Raw genomic sequence first — 20,872 nt, forward strand, 5'->3', positions numbered from 1 at the left:
ATGAAGCAAGGTGTGTGCCAATCTGTCAGATATCCCGATAATCTGACGGCACATTGAATAACTCATTTGTGCCGCGCCGGATAGCTGACGAGTCCCGATGACGCTATTCTGCTCGTCAGTGGCATAGCAAATATTGAGCTGGATCAATTCAGCAGGGATATCCGAGAGATTGAAAAACCGTTATCAGCCTCAGTAAACGCGGGGCCTGCACGGCAAATATTACCCTGAGCTGCACCGTTATCTGGCACGTTGCGCACATTTTATGTGCATTCAACGCCCGTATCACCGCTTATCGCGGTGCAACCGTCAGGGCATATCCTGAAAAACATCCGCCACCGCCAGCATCGCGGTAGCAATCTCGATGAGTTTCTTGTTCTGGTTCATCGCCATGCGGCGCAGGGTTTTGTAAGCCTCTTCCTCGCTCAATCCACGATGTTGCATCAACAACCCTTTGGCCCGGTCGATTTGGCGGCGTTCATCCAGCGTTGCCCGCATCGCTGCCAGTTCATGGTCCAACGCCTGCAAGCGCCGCGCCTGCTGCTGTACCAGCGACAACAACGAACGCCCCAACTGCGGCCGCACACCGTCGCTATCAAGCCAGCCGCTTTGCCCGGTACTGCTCTGCTCCATCTCTGAGCGAGCGATAAACACCGAATAACTGTGGTCATCACCTTGCTGTTGCGCCATCAGGCTGGCGACATCAGCTTGCTGGTCGAGGCAGGCTTGCTCCGCGGCGGCAATACGCTCACGGCACAGGTGCATCAGCGTCTGCGACAACCGGTCTTCAATCTGCTTCATGGCATCAATACGTGCCGTTGCCAGGGCAAACCATTGCAAACCGCCTTCCGGCGGCAAGTTCTCCGGCGCACGGGTACAGGCGACGCGGCGTAACCGCTCAAACTCCCGGTCGGTGACCAGCGATTGCCAGCTCTCCCGGTTGGCATCATCGGCAAAGGTGGCGAAGGTATCAAAGCACCGCTCCTGACGGTCGATTAAATCCATCAGCGTTTGCTGAACATTGACCGGGAACTCACCGGCGGCAAACGCCGCGGCACCAACCGCCCGCTCCTGCCCAGCCAGTTCCTTACCTTGCATGAAGCTAAACATCGCCACCAGTGCACGGGCGATAACCGGCTCCGCCGCGGTATCCGACACTTCAAATACCAGCGTCAACAAATGACGAATACTGTCGTTAAATAGCGTCATCACCGATGACTGCGCAAGCGTACGCTGGCGCATGTGCTCGCGCATCGATGGCAATAATCCCAGGGTATACACCACGCTGGCAGCACGGCTGAACAGTCGGCTGGCCTGCGGCAACAGGCTGGCACGCTGCGCCAGATCGTCGAGTTGCGCCATAAACTGCAATTCGGCCTGCTGCACATCCTGCTCGCGTTGCGACAACTCATCGGCACATAACCGCCCGTCCGAGCACAGGAACAGGTTAGCGGTTCCGCGCTCACGCTGTAGCATATGCACCAGCTGACTGATGCGCCCCACCAGTTCGCCGCTTTGCAGCAAACCGCGCAGGCTGTTCAGCTCACACTGGCGCGATGCCATCAGAAAACGAATTGTCGTTGAAGGGTCCGCTATCATTCTCTCTTCTCTCTACACCACTGATTGCCACATTATGATACATCATGCAAATAGTGCGCCCGCACAGCAAGTACCGCCACCAACAGGCTGGGCAGGCATAAAACCAGCACGTGAATTAAGTTAATCACACCTTTAGTGCAACAAAGTTGCATAGGAACACCGACTGCGGGAAAACAGCACCGCCCGACAGACTATGCCGGGCGGTACGATAATGGACGTCGGCATCAACGTAACGACGAGATGGAGCATTCGCGCTGTATTATTGAAGGATTATCTATCCAGATTATTCTGCGGACCGACGTTATTCCCCACCGTTGATTTCACTTGCGAGTAACTGAACGGCGTCACACTACCCAGCCCTTTTTTCATGGCCGACGAAGCATTGATATCGTTCATCACTTTTGGATTGACAATAAATTTATCGGTGTTGTTAGTTGCATAATTGCTGACACAGTCACGACCCAGCACCGAACGACACTGCGACTGTTGCGCGCCTACGGTCGAATCAAGTGTTGCAAACACTTTATTATTTAGCGGATTACTACCGTACAGCATGATGGGTAAGAAAGGGAGATTGGTTGAAGTGAAATAATTCCCTTCCACAAAGGCTATCGTATTGTCATCGCCACGAAGCCCCATGTTGTAATTCGAATCAAACAAGTTATTCACCAGATGCACGATACCACCGCTTTTAGCGATATCTTGTTTGCCTATTTCAGGAGAACGGCCAGAGGAATTATAAATCCGGTTACCAGTCAGCGTCACACTCTGGTTTTCGCCTAACAGCAGCATCATCCAGTAATGGCGTTTATCGCAATAATGTCCGACTTCGGTGGTGCCATCCAGGAAATTATTGGAAATGGTCACATTGGCCGCAGTACCCCAGCCGGTTACAATCATCTGACGGCCAATACGGGCAATATAGTTGTGATCAACCCAAACTCGGCTGGCATTATCTATGCTGACGGCATCTCCACCCCAGACAACACTTTCGTTAATATCGGTAATAGACAGGTTACGCACAATCACATTCGAAGCACCGTTACGTATAGCAACCCCTTTGCCTTTGATGCCAGCATTCTTGCCAATACCAATCAATGTTTTATTGGAACCGATCAAGAGTGGTTTTTTGCCCGCAGCATCGTAGGTAACATTATAGGTCTGATGACCATCACAATAATTAGCCACAGCCAAAATACGTTCAGGCTTACCATTTACTGCACAGTCATTATGAGAAATTGTACAACCAAGACTACTTTCATTTCCGTCCTGTCCGCGGAAATCAATCACCGATTTCAGTTGGATAACACGCGGTGTGGTGTCCTTACATGTGCCACCGGATTCGTTATTACACAACGCTCGTTTCAATTCATCCATTGTGGCTACGGTAATAACCTCGCCGCCATCTCCCCCGGTAACCCCTGCACCAAAACCGACCGGTACGCTTTTAAAGCTTATCCCAACATTTTTTTTACCATTCATCGTCAACGTACAGGTCGGGTTACTGCCACATGAAGCGGCATCGCCGGTCCAGGCCTTCACACTATAGCTACCGTACGGGCTGGCTTTCAGCGTCAGCCTGGTGCCGGATGCATAGCTGGTACCGGAAACGGCACCGGTAATCGTACCCTGAGTTGAGGCCGTGATCGTTAGCACATAACTGGATGTAGCTGCCAGTGAAAGTGTCGGGCTCCCAGCCAGCAAAAACATCGATAGCGCCATGTTGCCAACAAGTCTGCGCCGGGAGGCCGGATGCTGACAATCGGACGTGCCTTTTCCATTTACCGGCACCCGATCAGCAAAATCGGCTATTAATTTATTACACTTACTCATGAGATATTCTCCTTGTGATTTTATCTATATTCTACATCCTGAAAAACAGATTTTTATTTTTATGCAACGAAACTCAAATCATGCAAACATCTTATCAACAGCCTGGTGCAATAGACCGTTGAATATCTTTCAAAAACAAATAGCACGAATAAATCATCACATAATTGAAGATTTATTTCACTATCAACAATTCCATCGACATCAAAATAATGACACAAACTTAACGGCCAGAATGCATCAGCATTAAATAATATTTAACTTAAAAATATCAAAATAAAAAATTATCGGCATAAAAATAATAGCTTGAATATATTATCGACATGAGAAAAGACAGGCTGGGGAATAATACCCAGCCTGCCAAGGCTAAATTATTTCCCCCCGCCGCCCAACACATTATACAGCGTGATCAGATTATCCAGCCGCGACTGCTCCAGGCTGAATAACGACTGACGGGCACTGTACAACGTGCGCTGGGCATCCAGTACGTTAAGGTAGGTATCGACCCCTGCCTGGTAGCGGTTGCTGGCCAATTGATAGCTACGTTCGGCCGCCGTCACGTAATCTCGCTGTGCCGCCTGTTGCTCATCAATCGTTCCTTTACGCGCCAGCGCATCGGCCACTTCGCGAAATGCGGTCTGCACCGTTTTCTCGTAACTGGCGACATAACCCTGCTTTTCTGCTTCGGCATAGCGTAACGCCGACAGATTGGCTCCCCCGTCAAAGATAGGCAGACTGACGGACGGTGCCAGCGACCACACGTGAGCACCACCACTGAACAGTGATGACAGCGCCTCGCTACTCAAACCGTTGCTGGCAGTCAGGGTAATACTGGGGAAAAACGCCGCACGGGCCGCGCCAATATTGGCATTGGCCGATTTCAGCGTATGTTCTGCGGCCTGTACATCCGGACGGCGCAACAACACGGCAGACGAAATACCGGCGGCAACCGGTTTCACCGCCTGCGACAACGATGCCACATCGCCCGGCAGTAGCGCCTCCGGTACGGGTCGTCCGGCTAACAAATCGAGCGCATTTTTATCCTGCGCTTCGGTGGTTAGCGCGCTGGCGACATCGGCACGAGCCTGTTGATAGACGGTTTCCGCTTGCGCGACATCCACCGCCGATGCCACACCATTACGCAATCGGCTGCGGGTTACCGCCAGTGATTGTCCGGCACTCTCCATCGTCTGGCGTGCCAGCGTCAGATTGCTGCGGGCCGTTGCCAGCGCCACCCAGGCTGTCGCCGTATCGGCAATCAGCGTCAGGCGGGTACTGGTGGCGGTCGCGGCACTGGACAAATACGCCTCCCGCGCCGCCCCCGTCAGACTGCGGTTTTTCCCAAACAGATCGAGCGTAAATGCGCTGGTAGATAAGCTGGCACCATAACTGCTGCTTAGCACGGTGCTGTCACTGCCACTGATGAGTGACCGGCTGCGATCACCGTCTATACCGGCGTTAATCGTCGGCAACAAGGTTGCCCGTTGTTCGCCAAGCTGCGCCCGTGCCGCCTCCACATCGGCAATCGCTTTACGCAGATCCCGGTTATCCGATAACGCCATCTCCACCACCTGGCGCAATTTGTCATCCACCATCACCTCTCGCCAGGGAATATCCTCTGCGGGTGGGTGAGCCTGCGCTGTCGCCGGATAGGATGCGCCTTGCGGCCAGGCGGCAGGCACCGGTGCGGATGGCCGTTGATAGTGCGGATCCAGTGAACAACCGGATAACAGCAGGCTGCCGCCCAATACCATCATGATAACGCGCATCAGTTTTCTCCCTGTGTAGAGGTAGACTCTACCGTTGACGGTGCTGCTGGCGTGCGGCGACCGGGGAAGGCCCGTCTGACCATCACAAAGAACATCGGTACCAGAAAAATCGCCAGTACGGTGGCCGTCAGCGTACCGCCGACAATACCGCTACCAATGGAGATGCGGCTGTTGGCACCGGCACCGGTCGCTATCGCTAATGGGAACACCCCGGCGATAAACGCCAGCGACGTCATCAGTACCGGCCGCAGACGGGTGCTTGCCCCCTCCAGTGCTGCTTCATACAGGGTGGCCCCTCGCTGATAAGCCGCTTCGGCGAATTCCACAATCAAAATGGCGTTTTTGGCCGACAACCCGATAGTGGTGAGTAGCGCCACCTGGAAATACACATCGTTTTCCAGCCCACGCACTGTCGCCGCCAGCACCGCGCCGACCACACCCAGCGGAATCACCAACATCACCGAAAAAGGAATACTCCAGCTTTCATACAGTGCCGCCAGACATAGAAACACCACCAGAATCGACATGACATAAAGCGACATTGCCTGCCCGCTGGCCAGCCGCTCCTGATAGGAGAGTTCACTCCAGGCAAAGGTTGTACCGGCGGGCAGCGCACGGGCTAGCGCTTCCATTTCATCCATCGCCTTACCGGAGCTGACACCGGGCGCACCGGTACCCTGAATCTCATAGGAGGCCAGGCCGTTATAACGCGACAGGCTTTCCGGGCCGTAACTCCAGCGAGTAGACGCAAACGAGGAAAATGGCGTCATCACCGTGTTGCCACTGCTATCGGTTCCGCGGACAAACCACTTATCGAGATCCGATGGCTGACCGCGAGACTCGGCATCCCCCTGAATGTAAACCTTTTTTACCCGACCGCGATCGATGAAGTCATTGACGTAAGTCCCGCCCCAGGCGCTGCTCAGCGTGCTGGTGACATCACTGATCGACAACCCCAGCGCACGAATTCTGGCGTAATCAAGGTCTACCTGTAGTTGCGGCATCTGCTCCAGATCGTTAGGACGTACCGCTGCCAGCCGTGGGTCTTTCGCTGCCGCAACCAACAATTGATTACGTAACGCCAGCAAGCGGCTGCGATCCGTATTGCCGGTCGCCTGCAATTCAAAGGTAAAACCATCCGACTGCCCCAGCCCCTGTACCGCCGGAGGTGACATGGTGAATACCTGAGCGTCACGGATAACCGACAACGACTGCATGGCGCGTTGGGCAATCGCGACGGAACTGTTCGCCTGACCGGGGCGCTGGCTCCAGTTCTTGAGTGCCACAAACGCCATCCCGGCATTCTGCCCACTGCCGCTGAAGTTAAAGCCAGAAATCACGAAAATAGCCTCAACATTGTTTTTCTCTTCATTGAGAAAATAGTGCTCAATGCTCTCCCCGACTTTACTGGTACGGGCTTCGGTGGCGCCTGCCGGTAGCGTGAACATCACCATCACGTCGCCCTGATCTTCATTGGGCAGAAAGCCGCCCGGCAGCCGCACGAACAGTACGCCCATGACGACAATCACTACGCCGTACAGCGCCAGATAACGCCACGGGCCGGTTATCACATGCGTCACGCGTCCGGTATAGCGTTGCTGCACATTTTCATAGCCCCGGTTGAAGCGGGCGAAAAAGCCGCTACCGTTAGACGGCGCATGCGCCACCGGTTTGAGCAACGCAGCACAGAGTGCCGGTGTCAGCGTCAGCGCCACAACGACAGACAGTAACATCGAGGAGACAATGGTGATGGAGAACTGCCGGTAGATAACCCCGGTCGAACCGCCGAAGAACGCCATCGGCAGGAACACCGCGCTCAGTACCAGCGCTACCCCCACCAGCGCGCTGGAAATCTCGCGCATCGACTGTTCCGTCGCCGCCACCGGCGACAAGCCCTTGTCGCGCATTAGCCGCTCGACGTTCTCCACCACCACGATGGCATCATCCACCAGCAGACCTATCGCCAGCACCATACCGAACAGCGTCAGGGTATTGATGGAATACCCGAATACCGCCAGTACGCCAAAGGTACCCAGCAATACGACCGGCACCGCCACCGCCGGGATCAGCGTGGCACGCAGGTTCTGTAGGAACAGAAACATCACCAACACCACCAGCAGGATGGCTTCAAACAAGGTATGCACCACTTCTTCTACCGATACCTTGATAAAGTCGGTGCTGTCTTTCGGGTAAGACACCGCATAGCCTTTCGGCATCTGCGCGGTGAATTCCGCCACTTTGGCTTTCACCCGCTCCGCCGTTGCCAGCGCGTTGGCACCAGATGACAGCATCACGGCGATACCGGCAGCCGGGTGGCCGTTCAACCGCGTGGTGGTGGTGTAGTCCTCATTACCCAGCTCAACCCGCGCCACATCGCCAAGATGTACCAGCGCACCGCTGGATTCACTTTTCACGATGATGTCGCGAAACTGCTCCGGGGTTTTCAACCGCGATTGCGCCGTAACCGTAGCGGTCAGTTGCTGATCGCGGTTGGCAGGCTGCGCGCCGATTTTCCCGGCGGAAACCTGGGTGTTTTGCGCTTCAATCGCGGAGGAAATATCCGATGGCATCAGGCTGTACGCCGCCAGTTTGGTCGGGTCCATCCAGATCCGCATCGCATACTGGGAACCAAACACTTGTATGCTGCCCACCCCTTCCACCCGGGAGAGCGGATCCTGTAGGTTGCTGACCATGTAGTCCGCGATATCCGCAGCCGTGCTTTTATCGGTTGTGTCGTACAGCGCCATAATCAGCAGGAAATCCTGCTGGGATTTGGTCACCGTGATGCCTTGTTGCTGCACTTCCGTAGGCAGACGCGTGGTGGCTTGCTGTACTTTATTTTGTACCTGAACCTGCGCGGTATCCGGGTTGGTGCCCTGCGCAAAGGTGGCGGTGATGCGGACATCACCACTCGAATCGCTGGATGACGAAAAATAGAGTAGCCCGTCAAGCCCGGTGAGCTGCTGTTCAATCACCTGGGTCACACTGTTTTCCAGCACATCAGCGGAAGCGCCGGGGTAACTGGCTTTGATAGCGATAGACGGCGGAGCCACATCCGGGTATTGCGCCACCGGCAGCGACTCTATTGACAACGCCCCCGCCAGCATAATCACGATAGCGAGTACCCAGGCAAACACGGGTCGATGAATAAAGAAACGGGAGAACATGATTAGCGGGCCTCCGTCGTGCCTGACGCGCTCGGCGCTGGCTGACTCGTCGCCTCAACGGCGGTAACCTTATCGCCTTCACGCACCTTGTCGGTCCCCTCCGTCACCAAACGATCTCCGGCCGTTAACCCCCGGGTTATCAACCAACGGTTACCGATCGCCTCGCCGGTTTCCACCTCACGCCGCTCCACCACCTGCTGGTTATTGACCACCAGCGCGTAGGCATTGCCTTTGGTATCCCGCAGGATGCCTTGCTGGGGTGCCAGAATGGCATCGGGCACGTTAGCGGTCTCCACCGCCGCACGCACAAACATGCCGGGCAACAGCATATGGCCCGCGTTGGGGAACTCAGCGCGCAACGTTACCGAGCCAGTGGACGTGTCCACAGCCACTTCCGCCAGTTTCAGCTTGCCGGTCTGGTCGTAAGGCTGGCCATTTTCCAGCGTCAGCGTCACCGCCGCCTGTTGCTGCTTCTGATGTGCCAGCATCGCCAGCCGCTGACTGCTTGACTGGGTAAGGTCGACATAGATCGGATCTAACTGGCGAATGGTCGCCAGCGCGGTGCTCTGACTGGCGGTGACCAGCGCACCCGGCGTTACCGATGAAATGCCGATACGACCGGATATCGGTGCGGTAATCCGCGTGTACGCCAGGTTGATTTGCGCGGTTTTCAGCGCGGCGGCTTTCTCCGCCACGCTGGCGACGTCCTCTTCATACGTGGCCTGAGCGTCATCCGCGTCCTGCTGCGCTACCCCCTCGTCTTTCAACAAGCGGGCGTAACGTTCGGCTTTCAGTTTGGCCGAGCGCACCGTGGACTGGGCGTTTTTCAACGTCGCCGCCGCCTGATCGAACGCCGCCTGATAACTGGCTGGGTCTATCTGATACAACACCTGCCCGGCTTTGACTTCGCTCCCTTCGGTAAACAGCCGTTGCTGGATAATGCCATCGACCTGTGGGCGAACCTCAGACACCATCGCCGCTGTTACGCGGCCGGTCAGTTCGCTGTGCAAGGTCACGGGGGCGCTATGCAGCGTCTGCACGGTCACCGATACTGGTTGTATCGCCTCTGATGAAGCGGTGTTGCGCTCACATCCGGTCAGCAGCACGGTGAGCATACCGGCTGTTACAATAAAGCTCTTACCTCTCATCAGTCCCTGTCCTAATATTGAGAATGAACGTTCATTCTCAATATAAAAAATTTGACGTCAGACTTCTTATAAAATTTGCAAGGATAACGTTAACAAGGTTGTCCAGGCATTGGAGCAATGTTATGTCATCACCCCAACATGAAGAGAAAACCCAGACCCGGCGTGACCAGATAGTCGCTGCTGCCCGCCTGTGCTTCCGTCGCTCGGGCTTTCACGGTGCCAGCATGGCGGAAATAGCCGGACAGGCGCAGCTTAGCGTCGGGCAGATTTACCGTTACTTCGTCAATAAAGACGACATCATCGAGGAGATCGTGCGTCGCATTGTCGATATTCGGCTCCAGCGCATGACGCCTGAAAACGGCGAACCCCAGCGTTTTATCCCGCTGCTGGCCCACCGCCAGTTGCCGGCTGACCTCGGCGGCGATGACGATGACAACCTGCTGATGCTGGAAGTGGCCTCTGAAGCGACCCGCAACCCACGCGTAGCCGACATCATGCGGGATGCCGAGCAGAAAATGTTCACCCACACCAGTACCTTGATAAAAAAACGTTTTCCGCATTTTCCGGATGAGGACATCGCCGCACGAACCGAACTGATCGCCGTATTGTGCGAAGGCACGACGTTTCGCAGCTTAATTCCGCAGCACGCCCCGGTTGCGGTACTGGAGCAGTTGTATCAGACCCTGATTGATTCGTTATTCCCAGAGAAAACACCATGACTGAAAAATCATCCCGTTCGCAGCTTGAGTACGCCCTGATTCTGGGGTCACTGGCCGCCCTCGGCCCGCTGTGTATCGACCTCTATCTCCCTGCGCTGCCGCAGATGGCTACCGCGTTTGCCACCTCGACCTCCGCCACCCAACTCAGCCTGACCGCCGGTTTACTCGGGCTGGGTGCCGGTCAGTTGATCTTCGGCCCGCTGAGCGACAAGCTGGGCAGACGCCTGCCGCTGCTGCTCTCGCTGGTCATGCTGCTGTTGACCTCCATCTGGTGTGCGCTGGCGCAGGATATTGGTCAGTTGATCGTTGCCCGCTTGTTGCAAGGCATCGCCGGTGCGGGTGGCGCAGTACTCTCCAGGGCTACCGCACGGGATCTGTACATCGGCCATGCACTGACGCGTTTTTTCTCACTGCTGATGTTGATTAATGGCCTGGCGCCTATCCTCTCGCCGGTATTCGGCGGGCTGTTGCTGGGTATCACCAGCTGGCGTGGTATTTTCGCATTGCTGGCGGTGATCGCCTGCTTGCTACTGACGATGAGCGCGCTGCGGCTCCATGAAACGCTGCCTGCCGAACGACGCATCACCGGCGGTGTCGGGTCGATGCTGTCATCATTGGGTAGCCTGCTGCGGGAGCGGACATTCATGGGTTTGTGTCTGGCGCAAGGACTGTGCGGTGCCGGCATGTTCGCCTACATCGGTGCCTCGCCATTTGTGCTGCAAGAGGTCTACGGTTTGAGCCCGCAGGCGTTCAGCTTGTGTTTTGCGGTCAACGGCATCGGGCTTATCGCCGCCGGACAACTGGCCGCCCACTTTAGCCTGCGTTTTGGCGAACAGCGCGTCCTGCGCGCCGGGCTGGCTATCGCGGTGACTGCAGCACTGGTGCTGACGGTGGCGGGTTTGTTACATGCGCCGCTCATCGCTATTCTCATTCCGCTGTTTTTTGCCATCGCCATGATAGGGATTGTCGGCCCCTGTGCGTCATCGCTGGCGATGCAGAGCCAAGGCGACAAAGCGGGCAGCGCGTCGGCCTTGATTGGTCTGAACATGTTCATGTTTGGTGCGCTGAGCGTGCCGTTTACCGGGCTGGGCGGGAGCACCAGCGCGTTATCGATGGCGCTAGTGATTTTGGGGTGCTACTTGTTGGCGGTTACCGCCTATCTGTTGTTATCGCCGCAACCGCTCGCCCGAAAAGCGTGAGCGGAAAAAAGGCAGGAGAAGAATACGTGAAAGACATCAACCTTCACGGGTAGGCCCCGTGAAGGTGATCTTTCTTTACCAGAACCCAGGCCGCATAACCGGTAGCCTGGGTTGATTATTACAGCTGACCGTCGGTACCGTTACCCCGGTCGGAGCCGTTTGCGTGATAGGCTCACCCAGCGTTTGTTTGAACCAATTCACGATCTTGTTGATGATCACCGGCTGGAACCAGTTAATATCGCCATGACCAGCGCCCTCCAGCAGCACGTACTCCGCTTTGTTCCCGCCAGCGACCAGCGCTTCATACAGTTGCTTGCTCTGCAACGGTGAAACGACGGTATCCGCACTGCCGTGCATGATGAGATACGGCGGTTTTTTCCCGTTGATATGCCCCATCGGGCTGGCATTTAGCGCTTTGACCGGGTCGCTGGTAATGGTAGCGCCAGGGAAATCCCCAAATGCCGTGCCATTAACCAACAACGCTTCCGTTACCGCCGGCGAATCATGCACTACGAGCAGGTTTTCTGGAAGGCCTTCGCCAATGCTCAACAAATTGGAAATACCGTACGCCGAAACCACCGCCTGAACATCCGACGATTTATCCAGAAAGCGCCCTTTATCAAAGCTACGCAGCCCATTCGTCGCACCGGTCATTTGCGCAACATAACCACCGGCGGAATCACCCAACACACCAATTCGGTTCGGGTCAATGCCGTATTCCGCTGCGTGTTCACGCAAGTAACGCACTGCCGATTTGGCATCCTCAATCAGTGCCGGGTATTTGTCGGCCACCACACGATATTCCGCCGCCGCGACGACAAAACCAGCTTCCGCAAGCGCCATTCGCACATCAATGTATTTGGCATACGCAGCGGAAGCGAAACCACCACCGGGGAAATAGACAATCGCCGGTTTAAGTGTCGTCGTACGTGGGACAAGCAACGACATTTCCAACTGCTGTACTCTTTGTGTACTTTTAATCTGGGAATAAACGATATCATTAAGCGCATCAATTTGTTGGCGTACAGGTTTAACACGAATAACCTGTGCACCTTTAGTATATCCCATCAGATTATTAACATTCGTTGAATTAGCCATAATAAATAAGTCCTTAAATGATTTAGATAAAATATTTTACAATCGCCTGTCAGGCGATAATTCCTGATAGCCATATTTCACCATTTCCCGAATAACAGCCGAATTGCGCATTGAATAACGCAATACATCGACTTTTTACGGTAAGGTAAATAAAAATTAATTTATCAATACAAGATAACAGCGAAAATAAAAAGACGTAAAATAAACCAAGCCATCATACCGATGTAGTGGCAAGTTAAATATGACGACATGTTCAGATAATACTTTTTGAACAACGCCACTATACTTGCCATTCAGAATATAAAAAAATCAGGCTTGTTTGTTGGTAAGGGGAAGAACGCCAACACATTAGAAAGAACACGCTTTATTATAAAAAAGAGATAGCAAAAAAATAACGTCACCTCTCTTTATTTATGGTCTTATTTTTAAAATGAATTAATTACGAATGCAATAATTCACAAGAGTGGGATTTAAAAGAATATATCCTAAATAACTTAAGTTGCAGAATAAAATGCGCTGCATTTTGGACAACACAGCGCGTTGGCACATGATTATTGTAACGCGTCGAAGCAGGGTCACTGATACAACGCCAACGCCTGACACAGACGCTGACGCCAAAATACCAGTACCGTGCATGCCAACAGGCTGAGTTATCTAGCCTATTGGTTACTGTCCGGGAACAGGAACGGGTTGATACTGCTGCGGGAAAAACCTTCTTCTTCCATTTTCACATCCAGTACCAGCGAGGCTAAATCGTCCGCCACCGCTTCGACCCGATGATCTTTTTCCTGATACAGCAGCTTCAGGTACGTCCCACAGTCGTCGCAGCTTTCCACTTTGATAGCCGCGTTCTCATCATCGAGCGACCAGTAGTGCAATTTGCCTGCCTGCTCGCAATTGCTGCATTTGACACGCACCATGTGCCACTCGGTTTCACACAGATTGCAGTGTAAATAACGCAGGCCGCTGGTGGTGCCAATCTGTACCACCCCGGAGACCGGCATGCTGCCGCATACCGGGCAGAATTGGCGATGTTCGCCCTGTTCTGCCTGTGCCCGCCCTGGCAACTGTGTCGCCATCTGTGCCCAGTACAGCGACAACGCCGCCCAGACAAACGGGGCTTTATCGTTATTTTCCGCTGTGAACTGCTGGCTGAGCAGGGCATCCGCCAGTGAATCCCACTGCTGGGCTGACATTTTTTCCAGATTCTCCAGCGTGGCAAGCACCTGGCCGCTGGCAGCGGGCTTGAGTTCTTCGATCAACGCCTGCAACAACCGATGCCAGTGCGGGTCGCGGGTCAGGGTGGTGATATGCAGCGGCGGGCGCGCGGCAACGTTATCGTGTAAATCACCGCGGTGTAGCAACCCAGAGAGATCTTTCTCCAACGGATGGTCATGACGCACTTTGTCCTGCGCCTCTACCACACTCGCGGCAAACAGCAGGTAATCCGCCAGCGGATGATCCTGCGCCAGTTGACGCAAGCGCTCAGCACGGCCACGGTACAAGCTCTTTAGGTTGGCAAACAACAAAGGAGGAATGACGCCGATGGTTGAGGTTTTCTCACTGTCAGCCAGTTGCTCCTGCGGCACAATACGAATACTCATCAGGTGATGCTTCCTGTTTATCTATGTTGAAGAGACGCGGCGCTCGCGGCGAAGGCCCCGTTCTGATGCCCTCATGTTAGCAGGTTATTCCCCACAATCAGCAGGATTTTCCGCCGCCTACCTCGGAGTGGATACATCAACGAAACAAGATGGACACAACGGGTCATCAACCGCACAATGGAACGACTGTGCTTGCTGACCGTCAGTCTGCTTTCGCTTTCGTTCATGTTGTCTTGAGGTAAGCATGATGTCGAAGCAGCACTGTCGATAGGTATCGCGATAATTCTGTCTACATGCTGGAAACGACATCTATGACTGCCGTTGCTTCTCACACGCCTCCATCAGGCACCACTCGGGTTTACCGCAAAATCGCCTGGCGATTGATTCCCTTTTTGTGTCTGTGCTATCTCGCCGCCTACCTTGATCGCATCAATATCGGGCTGGCGAAACTTCAGATGGCGAACCAGTTGGCACTCAGCGACATCGCCTTCGGTCTGGGTGCCGGGCTATTCTTCGTCGGCTATATTTTGTTTGAGGTGCCCAGCAATCTGATTTTGCAACGTGTCGGCGCACGACTATGGATTGCACGCATCATGATAAGCTGGGGGCTGCTATCCGCCGGAACCCTGTTTGTCACCACACCAGGCCAGTTCTATGTCCTGCGTTTTCTGCTGGGTGCCGCCGAAGCCGGTTTTCTCCCCGGCGTGCTGTTTTACCTGACGCGCTGGTTCCCTTCCTGGCGACGCGGTCGCATTATTTCCCTGTTCATGATTGGCCTGCCGCTTTCCAGTGTGGTGGGTGCGCCTCTGTCTGGCTTTATCATGTCGCATTTTGATTCCGCTTACGGGCTACATGGCTGGCAGTGGATGTTCCTGCTGGAGGGGCTGCCAAGTGTACTACTGGGTGTGCTGACCTTCTGGCTGTTGCCGGAAAACATTGAACACGCACACTGGCTGAACGAAGCGGAAAGAATGCAGGTGCGTGCCGATTTGGCCATTGACACCCGTGAAGCGCCGTACCTGAAGCACCGCTTTCGCGACGGTTTTCTGAACCTGAAAGTCTGGATGCTGGGTGGTATCGACTTTTCGATTTTGCTGTGTGCTTATGCGATGGGGTTTTGGCTACCGACCTTCATTAAACAAGCCGGTGTGGCTGACATCGGACAGATTGGCGTACTGACCGCCCTCCCCAGTATCGCAGCATTGGCAGGTATGGTGCTGCTGGGAGCCAGTTCTGACCGGCTACGCGAACGACGCTGGCATATCATTGTGCCATTTTGGCTCGGTGCGGCAGCCATGGCAGCCAGTACCCTCTTCACCCACAATATCGTGATGACGGTGTTGCTGTTCTCGGTGGCGCAGGCCGCCATCATTGGCACCGTGCCGGTGTTCTTCAGCCTGCCAGCGACCTTTCTCACCGGTACCGCCGCGGCCACCGGCTTTGCGCTGGCTTGTTCACTGGCTAATATCGCCGGTCTGGTCAGCAATTCAATTATGGGTTTTGCGATGGAGTTAACCGGTAGCGGTAATGGCGCGCTATGGTTCTTTGCTTTCTGCCTGTTGCTCAGTTCGCTGTTGGTAGTGGCACTACCGGCAAAACTGGTAAATAGGTGAGTTAGGCTGTAGGCAAACAGCCATGTTGCTTTGTGAACGAATAAGTTTGTCTGATCAGGGAAGAGTTTCGTGCGAGGTAAACGGTGTCATTTCTTTGTTACCTCATCGCACGCACGACAAGGAGAGGCTCAACGCCGCCTCTCCTTGACCTGGTTTGTAATGAGGATCAGTGCTTATCCTGCCCTTTGGATTGCAGCTCACGATACCAGCGCGGATGGTGTTTCTTCGCCCAACCGCTGGATACCCAGCCTTCCACCATCGCGGTGATGGTGCCCTTCACCCACAGCGCGGCATACACATGCACCATGATGGTCAGGATCAAACCGACTGCGGATACCGAGTGCACCACCAGAGCGGCACGGATCACAGGGATGGAGAACGACGGCGCAAAGTAAGGCCGCCAAATCACAATCCCGCTTGCCAGCAACAGCAGCAGACAGAGAATCGCCAGCCAAAAAACGCACTTCTGACCGAAGTTGTACCGACCGGTATCACCAACCTCTTCGTTACGAGCAATTTTGTGGATGTTTTTCGCCCACTCCAAATCGCTGCGCTCAATCAGGTTGTGTTTCCAGTAACGTAAAAACATCAGCAGGAAGGCGACAAACATCACCACGCCGACAAACGGGTGCAGGATACGCGCCAGTTGCGGCGTGCCCAGCACACTCATCAGCCAGTTGAACGACGGGAAGAAAAACCCTAATCCGCTGAGTGCGGCAAACACAAAGCAGAACGCCACAATCCAGTGATTAATGCGCTCGGGGGCGCTGTAACGCTGAATTCGATTACTCTTTTTCATGCTGCTTGCCCTCGTGGTGCGCTTCGTCATCGTCTTCTACCCGGTTCGGGCCGATACCCACGTAGTGGAATACGCTGGCCGCGAAGGTGGCGGCAAAACCGATGGCCGCCAACGGCTTCCAGATGCCTTTCCAGAAGGTAACTGCCGGGCTGATGGTCGGGTTAGCAGGCAGACCGTTATACAGCTCTGGCCGGTCTGCATGGTGCAGCACGTACATCACGTGTGTGCCCCCCACCCCTGCCGGGTCGTACAGACCGGCATTCTGATAACCGCGGCTGTTCAGGTCTTTCACCCGTTCGGCCGCCAGCACTTTCATCTCGTCTTTGGTACCGAAATGAATCGCACCGGTCGGGCAGGTTTTCACGCACGACGGCTCCTGGCCGACTTCCACACGATCGACACACAAGGTGCACTTGTACACCTTGTTATCGTCCTTATTCATGCGCGGCACATTGAACGGGCAGCCAGCGATACAGTAGCCACAACCGATGCAGTGCTCGGACTGAAAATCGACGATGCCGTTAGCGTACTGGATAATCGCGCCTTCCGACGGGCACGCCTTCAGGCAGCCCGGGTCGGCACAGTGCATGCAGCCATCCTTACGGATAAGCCACTCCAGCTTGCCGTTTTCCTCGAACTCGGCAAACTTCATGACCGTCCAGGACTTAGCGCTCAAATCGGTCGGGTTGTCGTACACCCCTACGTTATGCCCCACCTCGTCACGGATGTCGTTCCACTCGGAACAGGCCACCTGACAGGCTTTACAGCCGATACAAGTGGTCACATCGATCAGTTTGGCCACCTGCTCTTTATGGTTGCGGGCCTGCGGCGGTGGCGTCAGTGAGTTAGTCGCGGAGCGACGGATAATATCTTGTGATTGCATTGCCATAATGTTTCTCCGCGACTACGCTTTTTCCACATTAACCAGAAACGCCTTGTATTCCGGCGTCTGACTGTTGGCGTCACCGACATGCGGCGTCAAGATATTCGCCATAAAGCCTTTCTGGGTGGTGCCTTCAAAGCCCCAGTGACAAGGCACGCCGATGGTTTCCACCGGTTTGCCCTGAATCATCAGGGTACGGATACGCTTGGTAACGACTGCCTTCGCCTTGATATATCCTCGTTTACTGCTGACTTTCACCACATCGCCGGCCTGGATACCCTTCTGCTTCGCCAGCCCTTCGCCGATTTCCACAAACTGCTCCGGCTGAACGATGGCGTTAAGACGCGCATGTTTCGTCCAGTGGCGGAACAACTCGGTAATCGAGTAGGTCGTGGCAACAAACGGGAATTCTTCCACCGTTCCCATATACGGGCGGTCGGCAGGCAGAATACGGGCAGCCGGGTTAACCTGAACCTTGCTGTAAACCGGGTTGGTTTTCAGCGGCGATTCCAGCGGCTCATAGTGTGCCGGGAACGGCCCTTCGGCCATCTTGTCGAGAGCGAACAGACGCCCCAGCCCTTCGGCGTTCATAATAAACGGACCGGCAGCGCTACCCGGCGGCACAGTGGCGGCGAAATCGGGCACATCTATCCCCGTCCACTTCTGGCCGTTCCAGCGAATCAGTTCACGTTTTGGATCCCACGGGCGGCCTTGTTCGTCAGCCGAGGCACGGTTGTAAAGAATGCGACGGTTTTGCGGCCAGCACCAGGCCCAGCCCGGCGTACAGCCCAAACCTGATGGGTCGGCGTTGTCGCGACGCGCCATCTGGTTACCCGCCTCGGTCCACGAACCGGCGTAAATCCAGCAGAAGCTGGCCGTGCTGCCGTCATCGCGCAGCACCGAGAAGTCAGGCAGCAGTTGCCCTTTCTTCAACAACAGGTTGCCTTTATCGTCGTACAGATCCGCCAGCGCGCGGCCGTTGGCTTCTTTGGTAATTTCCTCGGCGGACGGGTCTTCCGGCTGCAGGTAATTCCAGCTCATGTTCAACACGGGCTCAGGATTAGCGCCACCTTCTTTGGCATACAACTCACGCAGACGCAGGAACAGGCCAGCGATAATCACCCCGTCGTGGCGCGCTTCACCTGGCGGCTCAGCGCCCTGATAGTGCCATTGCAGCCAGCGGCCGGAGTTAACGATGGAGCCGTTTTCTTCGGCAAAACAGCTCGACGGCAGGCGGAACACCTCAGTCTGAATCTTACTGGGGTCGACATCATTCAGCTCACCGTGGTTCTGCCAGAAGTTGGAGGTTTCAGTCGCCAGCGGGTCAATGATCACCAGATATTTCAGCTTTTTCAGGGCATCACGAGCCCGGTTGGAGTCCGCGAAGGCCGCCATCGGGTTGAACCCCTGCACGATATAGCCGTTGACCTTGCCGTCCAGCATCATCCGGGAATACGCCAGCGCATCGTAGCTCTTGTCCCACTTCGGCAGCCAGTCATACCCCCAGTCATTCTCTTTGGTCGCTTTATCGCCCCAGAAACTCTTCAGCATGCTGATAAAGAACTTCGGCGTATTCTTCCAGTAGTTGACCTGATCCGGCAGCAGCGCTTTCGGTGTTATCTGATCCAGATACATCGACAGCGAGGTTTGTTTTTCCGATGGCAGCGGCATGTAGCCCGGCAGGTTCAGCGACAACAACCCCAAATCGGTGTAGCCCTGAATGTTCGAGTGACCGCGCAGTGCGTTCACACCGCCGCCCGCCATACCAACGTTACCCAGCAACAACTGCACCATGGCCGCGGTACGGATAATCTGTGCGCCTGCGGTGTGCTGCGTCCAGCCAAGGGCATACATGATGGTAGCCGTACGATCCGGTACGCAAGTCGAGGCCAGTTGCTCACAAATGGTCAGGAAATCCTGCTTCGGCGTGCCGCACACATTGGTTACCAGGTCCGGCGTATAACGGCTGACGTGCTCTTTGAGCAGATTCCAGACGCAGCGCGGATCACTGAGTGTGTCATCACGTTTGGCAAAACCGTTTTCATCCAGCGCATACTGCCAGCTGGTGCGGTCGTACTTACGCTCTTTCTCGTCGTAACCGCTAAACAGGCCTTCATCAAAGTGGTAATCGTCACGCACGATCAGGCTGGCGTTGGTATACGCCTTCACATACGGCATCTGCACTTTGTTGTGGATAAGCAGATAATTGACGACACCCAGCAGGAAGGTGATATCGGACCCGGCGCGAATCGGCGAATACATGTCGGCAACGGCGGCCGAGCGGTTAAAACGCGGATCGACGACTATCAGTTTGGCGCCGTTGTGAATCTTGGCCTCTACGGCCCATTTGAATCCGACCGGATGTGCTTCTGCCGGGTTGCCCCCCATCACCAGAATCACATTGGCGTTCTTAATGTCGACCCAGTTATTGGTCATCGCACCGCGACCAAAGGTCGGTGCCAGTGCCGCTACCGTTGGACCATGACACAGACGCGCTTGCGTATCGATGCCGATCATACCCAGTGCGCGGGCAAATTTTTGATCCAGTATTCCGGTTTCATTACTGGCAGCGGAGGAGCACAGCATCCCGGTCGTCAGCCAACGGTTAACCGTCACACCAGCGGCGTTTTTCTCAACGAAATTGGCATCGCGGTCTTTTTTCATCAATGTGGCGATGCGTTCGAACGCCTCTTCCCAACTGATGCGCTGCCATTTGTCCGAGCCAGGCGCGCGGTATTCCGGGTATTTCAGGCGCTGATCGCTATGGATAAAATCGACCAGACCGGCCCCTTTCGGGCATAACGAACCACGGCTCACCGGATGATCCGGATCCCCTTCAATGTGGTAAATGGAGGCGTTGGCGTTTTTGGCCCCATCGCCCAGGCTGTACATCAGAATACCGCACCCGACTGAACAGTAAGTGCAATTATTCCGGGTTTCTTTGGCTCGCAATAGCTTGTATTGCCGCGTTTCGGCTAACGCCGCACTGGGCGAGAACCCCAGAGCGGTGACCGTCGTTCCGGCCATACCGCCTGCGCATATTTTAAAGAACTGCCTTCTGCTGACCTGCATGGGAGATTCCTCGCACGACATCACTCAGAGCGATACCCCTCATACATCGAATTGCAGGTCCATCGGCAGTGCTATCAGGCCCACCTGAGCCCTACCCTGAAAAGGCAACGCGCGGCGTTGTTCAACACGTTGTCCCGCAACTCTGATTATTGGGGGTAATATCGTATTTTATGTATTAATGCTTTATTAATATGAATGAATGCTGACGGGGGGAGTGCATAAACCCCTATCAAACATATGTATTATGTACCGACGAATAAAAAGCGCCAATTAATTATCTCAATAACAACAAATAAGTCACAATTCATCGTGGGGTAGCTGTTTTTTAACGTTATCACGCAGTTAAGAATAATCATTCTCATTATCAAAAGACCC

General features: G+C 54.8%; 13 protein-coding genes. 3 read left to right on the forward strand and 10 right to left on the reverse strand.

The window, feature by feature from the left end; all coding sequences use genetic code 11:
• Nucleotides 1-306: 306 nt before the first annotated feature.
• From DZE2538_RS12750 to DZE2538_RS12770, 5 genes are all read right to left on the reverse strand, one after another.
• Complete coding sequence (locus DZE2538_RS12750) at nucleotides 307-1,596, reverse strand: nitrate regulatory protein (RefSeq protein ID WP_023640210.1); 1,290 nt, start codon at nucleotides 1,594-1,596, stop codon at nucleotides 307-309.
• Nucleotides 1,597-1,866: 270 nt separating this feature from the next.
• The gene (locus DZE2538_RS20040) at nucleotides 1,867-3,429 is read right to left on the reverse strand and encodes a pectate lyase family protein (RefSeq protein ID WP_050568685.1); all 1,563 of its coding nucleotides are present in this window, start codon (nucleotides 3,427-3,429) and stop codon (nucleotides 1,867-1,869) included.
• A gap of 368 nt (nucleotides 3,430-3,797) precedes the next feature.
• Complete coding sequence (locus tag DZE2538_RS12760; protein ID WP_038916506.1) at nucleotides 3,798-5,195, reverse strand: efflux transporter outer membrane subunit; 1,398 nt, start codon at nucleotides 5,193-5,195, stop codon at nucleotides 3,798-3,800.
• Nucleotides 5,195-8,362 (reverse strand): efflux RND transporter permease subunit, encoded by a 3,168-nt coding sequence (locus DZE2538_RS12765; RefSeq protein WP_038916507.1) that lies wholly within the window; start codon nucleotides 8,360-8,362, stop codon nucleotides 5,195-5,197. Before DZE2538_RS12765 ends, DZE2538_RS12760 begins: the two co-directional genes overlap by 1 nt.
• Before the next feature lie 2 nt (nucleotides 8,363-8,364).
• Nucleotides 8,365-9,510, reverse strand: coding sequence for an efflux RND transporter periplasmic adaptor subunit (locus DZE2538_RS12770; RefSeq protein WP_050568686.1), 1,146 nt, complete (start codon nucleotides 9,508-9,510; stop codon nucleotides 8,365-8,367).
• 122 nt (nucleotides 9,511-9,632) lie between these two features.
• Between DZE2538_RS12770 and DZE2538_RS12775 the strand changes: the two genes are divergently transcribed.
• Both DZE2538_RS12775 and DZE2538_RS12780 read left to right on the forward strand, forming a co-directional pair.
• Nucleotides 9,633-10,229: a TetR/AcrR family transcriptional regulator gene (locus DZE2538_RS12775; RefSeq protein WP_038916509.1), complete on the forward strand. Its 597-nt coding sequence runs from the start codon at nucleotides 9,633-9,635 to the stop codon at nucleotides 10,227-10,229.
• A complete protein-coding gene (locus tag DZE2538_RS12780) occupies nucleotides 10,226-11,428 on the forward strand; it encodes a multidrug effflux MFS transporter (protein ID WP_038916510.1) in 1,203 nt (400 codons plus the stop codon). Before DZE2538_RS12775 ends, DZE2538_RS12780 begins: the two co-directional genes overlap by 4 nt.
• A 75-nt stretch (nucleotides 11,429-11,503) precedes the next feature.
• Here DZE2538_RS12780 and DZE2538_RS12785 read toward each other — a convergent pair whose 3' ends face one another.
• Together DZE2538_RS12785 and fdhE are read right to left on the reverse strand one after the other, a co-directional pair.
• The gene (locus DZE2538_RS12785) at nucleotides 11,504-12,526 is read right to left on the reverse strand and encodes an alpha/beta hydrolase (RefSeq protein WP_236616965.1); all 1,023 of its coding nucleotides are present in this window, start codon (nucleotides 12,524-12,526) and stop codon (nucleotides 11,504-11,506) included.
• Between the two features lie 659 nt (nucleotides 12,527-13,185).
• Nucleotides 13,186-14,130, reverse strand: coding sequence for a formate dehydrogenase accessory protein FdhE (gene fdhE, locus DZE2538_RS12790; RefSeq protein ID WP_038916511.1), 945 nt, complete (start codon nucleotides 14,128-14,130; stop codon nucleotides 13,186-13,188).
• Between the two features lie 311 nt (nucleotides 14,131-14,441).
• Between fdhE and DZE2538_RS12795 the strand changes: the two genes are divergently transcribed.
• Nucleotides 14,442-15,743 carry an MFS transporter gene (locus DZE2538_RS12795; RefSeq protein ID WP_038916512.1) on the forward strand — a complete coding sequence of 434 codons (1,302 nt, stop codon included), beginning with the start codon at nucleotides 14,442-14,444 and terminating at the stop codon, nucleotides 15,741-15,743.
• 166 nt (nucleotides 15,744-15,909) lie between these two features.
• Here the strand turns inward: DZE2538_RS12795 and fdoI are convergent, their stop codons facing one another.
• Genes fdoI through fdnG form a run of 3 tightly spaced genes read right to left on the reverse strand, consistent with a single transcriptional unit; the run spans nucleotide 15,910 to nucleotide 20,497 of the window.
• Nucleotides 15,910-16,542, reverse strand: a complete 633-nt coding sequence (gene fdoI / locus DZE2538_RS12800) for a formate dehydrogenase cytochrome b556 subunit (protein WP_023640218.1) — start codon at nucleotides 16,540-16,542, stop codon at nucleotides 15,910-15,912.
• Complete coding sequence (gene fdxH / locus DZE2538_RS12805; protein WP_012885369.1) at nucleotides 16,529-17,431, reverse strand: formate dehydrogenase subunit beta; 903 nt, start codon at nucleotides 17,429-17,431, stop codon at nucleotides 16,529-16,531. Before fdxH ends, fdoI begins: the two co-directional genes overlap by 14 nt.
• 15 nt (nucleotides 17,432-17,446) lie before the next feature.
• The gene (fdnG, locus tag DZE2538_RS12810; protein ID WP_019843975.1) at nucleotides 17,447-20,497 is read right to left on the reverse strand and encodes a formate dehydrogenase-N subunit alpha; all 3,051 of its coding nucleotides are present in this window, start codon (nucleotides 20,495-20,497) and stop codon (nucleotides 17,447-17,449) included.
• Between the last annotated feature and the right edge of the window lie 375 nt (nucleotides 20,498-20,872).

Origin of the sequence: Dickeya zeae NCPPB 2538 (assembly GCF_000406165.1) — a bacterium.
Lineage (GTDB): Bacteria > Pseudomonadota > Gammaproteobacteria > Enterobacterales > Enterobacteriaceae > Dickeya > Dickeya zeae.

Excerpts from the sequence above, each read along its gene's own strand:
- DZE2538_RS12760 (WP_038916506.1), bottom strand. The coding sequence starts at position 5,195 with ATGCGCGTTATCATGATGGTATTGGGCGGCAGCCTGCTGTTATCCGGT.
- fdxH (WP_012885369.1), bottom strand. The coding sequence starts at position 17,431 with ATGGCAATGCAATCACAAGATATTATCCGTCGCTCCGCGACTAACTCA.
- DZE2538_RS12775 (WP_038916509.1), top strand. The coding sequence starts at position 9,633 with ATGTCATCACCCCAACATGAAGAGAAAACCCAGACCCGGCGTGACCAG.
- DZE2538_RS12765 (WP_038916507.1), bottom strand. The coding sequence starts at position 8,362 with ATGTTCTCCCGTTTCTTTATTCATCGACCCGTGTTTGCCTGGGTACTC.
- DZE2538_RS12795 (WP_038916512.1), top strand. The coding sequence starts at position 14,442 with ATGACTGCCGTTGCTTCTCACACGCCTCCATCAGGCACCACTCGGGTT.
- DZE2538_RS12780 (WP_038916510.1), top strand. The coding sequence starts at position 10,226 with ATGACTGAAAAATCATCCCGTTCGCAGCTTGAGTACGCCCTGATTCTG.
- fdoI (WP_023640218.1), bottom strand. The coding sequence starts at position 16,542 with ATGAAAAAGAGTAATCGAATTCAGCGTTACAGCGCCCCCGAGCGCATT.
- fdnG (WP_019843975.1), bottom strand. The coding sequence starts at position 20,497 with ATGCAGGTCAGCAGAAGGCAGTTCTTTAAAATATGCGCAGGCGGTATG.
- fdhE (WP_038916511.1), bottom strand. The coding sequence starts at position 14,130 with ATGAGTATTCGTATTGTGCCGCAGGAGCAACTGGCTGACAGTGAGAAA.
- DZE2538_RS12785 (WP_236616965.1), bottom strand. The coding sequence starts at position 12,526 with ATGGCTAATTCAACGAATGTTAATAATCTGATGGGATATACTAAAGGT.
- DZE2538_RS20040 (WP_050568685.1), bottom strand. The coding sequence starts at position 3,429 with ATGAGTAAGTGTAATAAATTAATAGCCGATTTTGCTGATCGGGTGCCG.
- DZE2538_RS12750 (WP_023640210.1), bottom strand. The coding sequence starts at position 1,596 with ATGATAGCGGACCCTTCAACGACAATTCGTTTTCTGATGGCATCGCGC.
- DZE2538_RS12770 (WP_050568686.1), bottom strand. The coding sequence starts at position 9,510 with ATGAGAGGTAAGAGCTTTATTGTAACAGCCGGTATGCTCACCGTGCTG.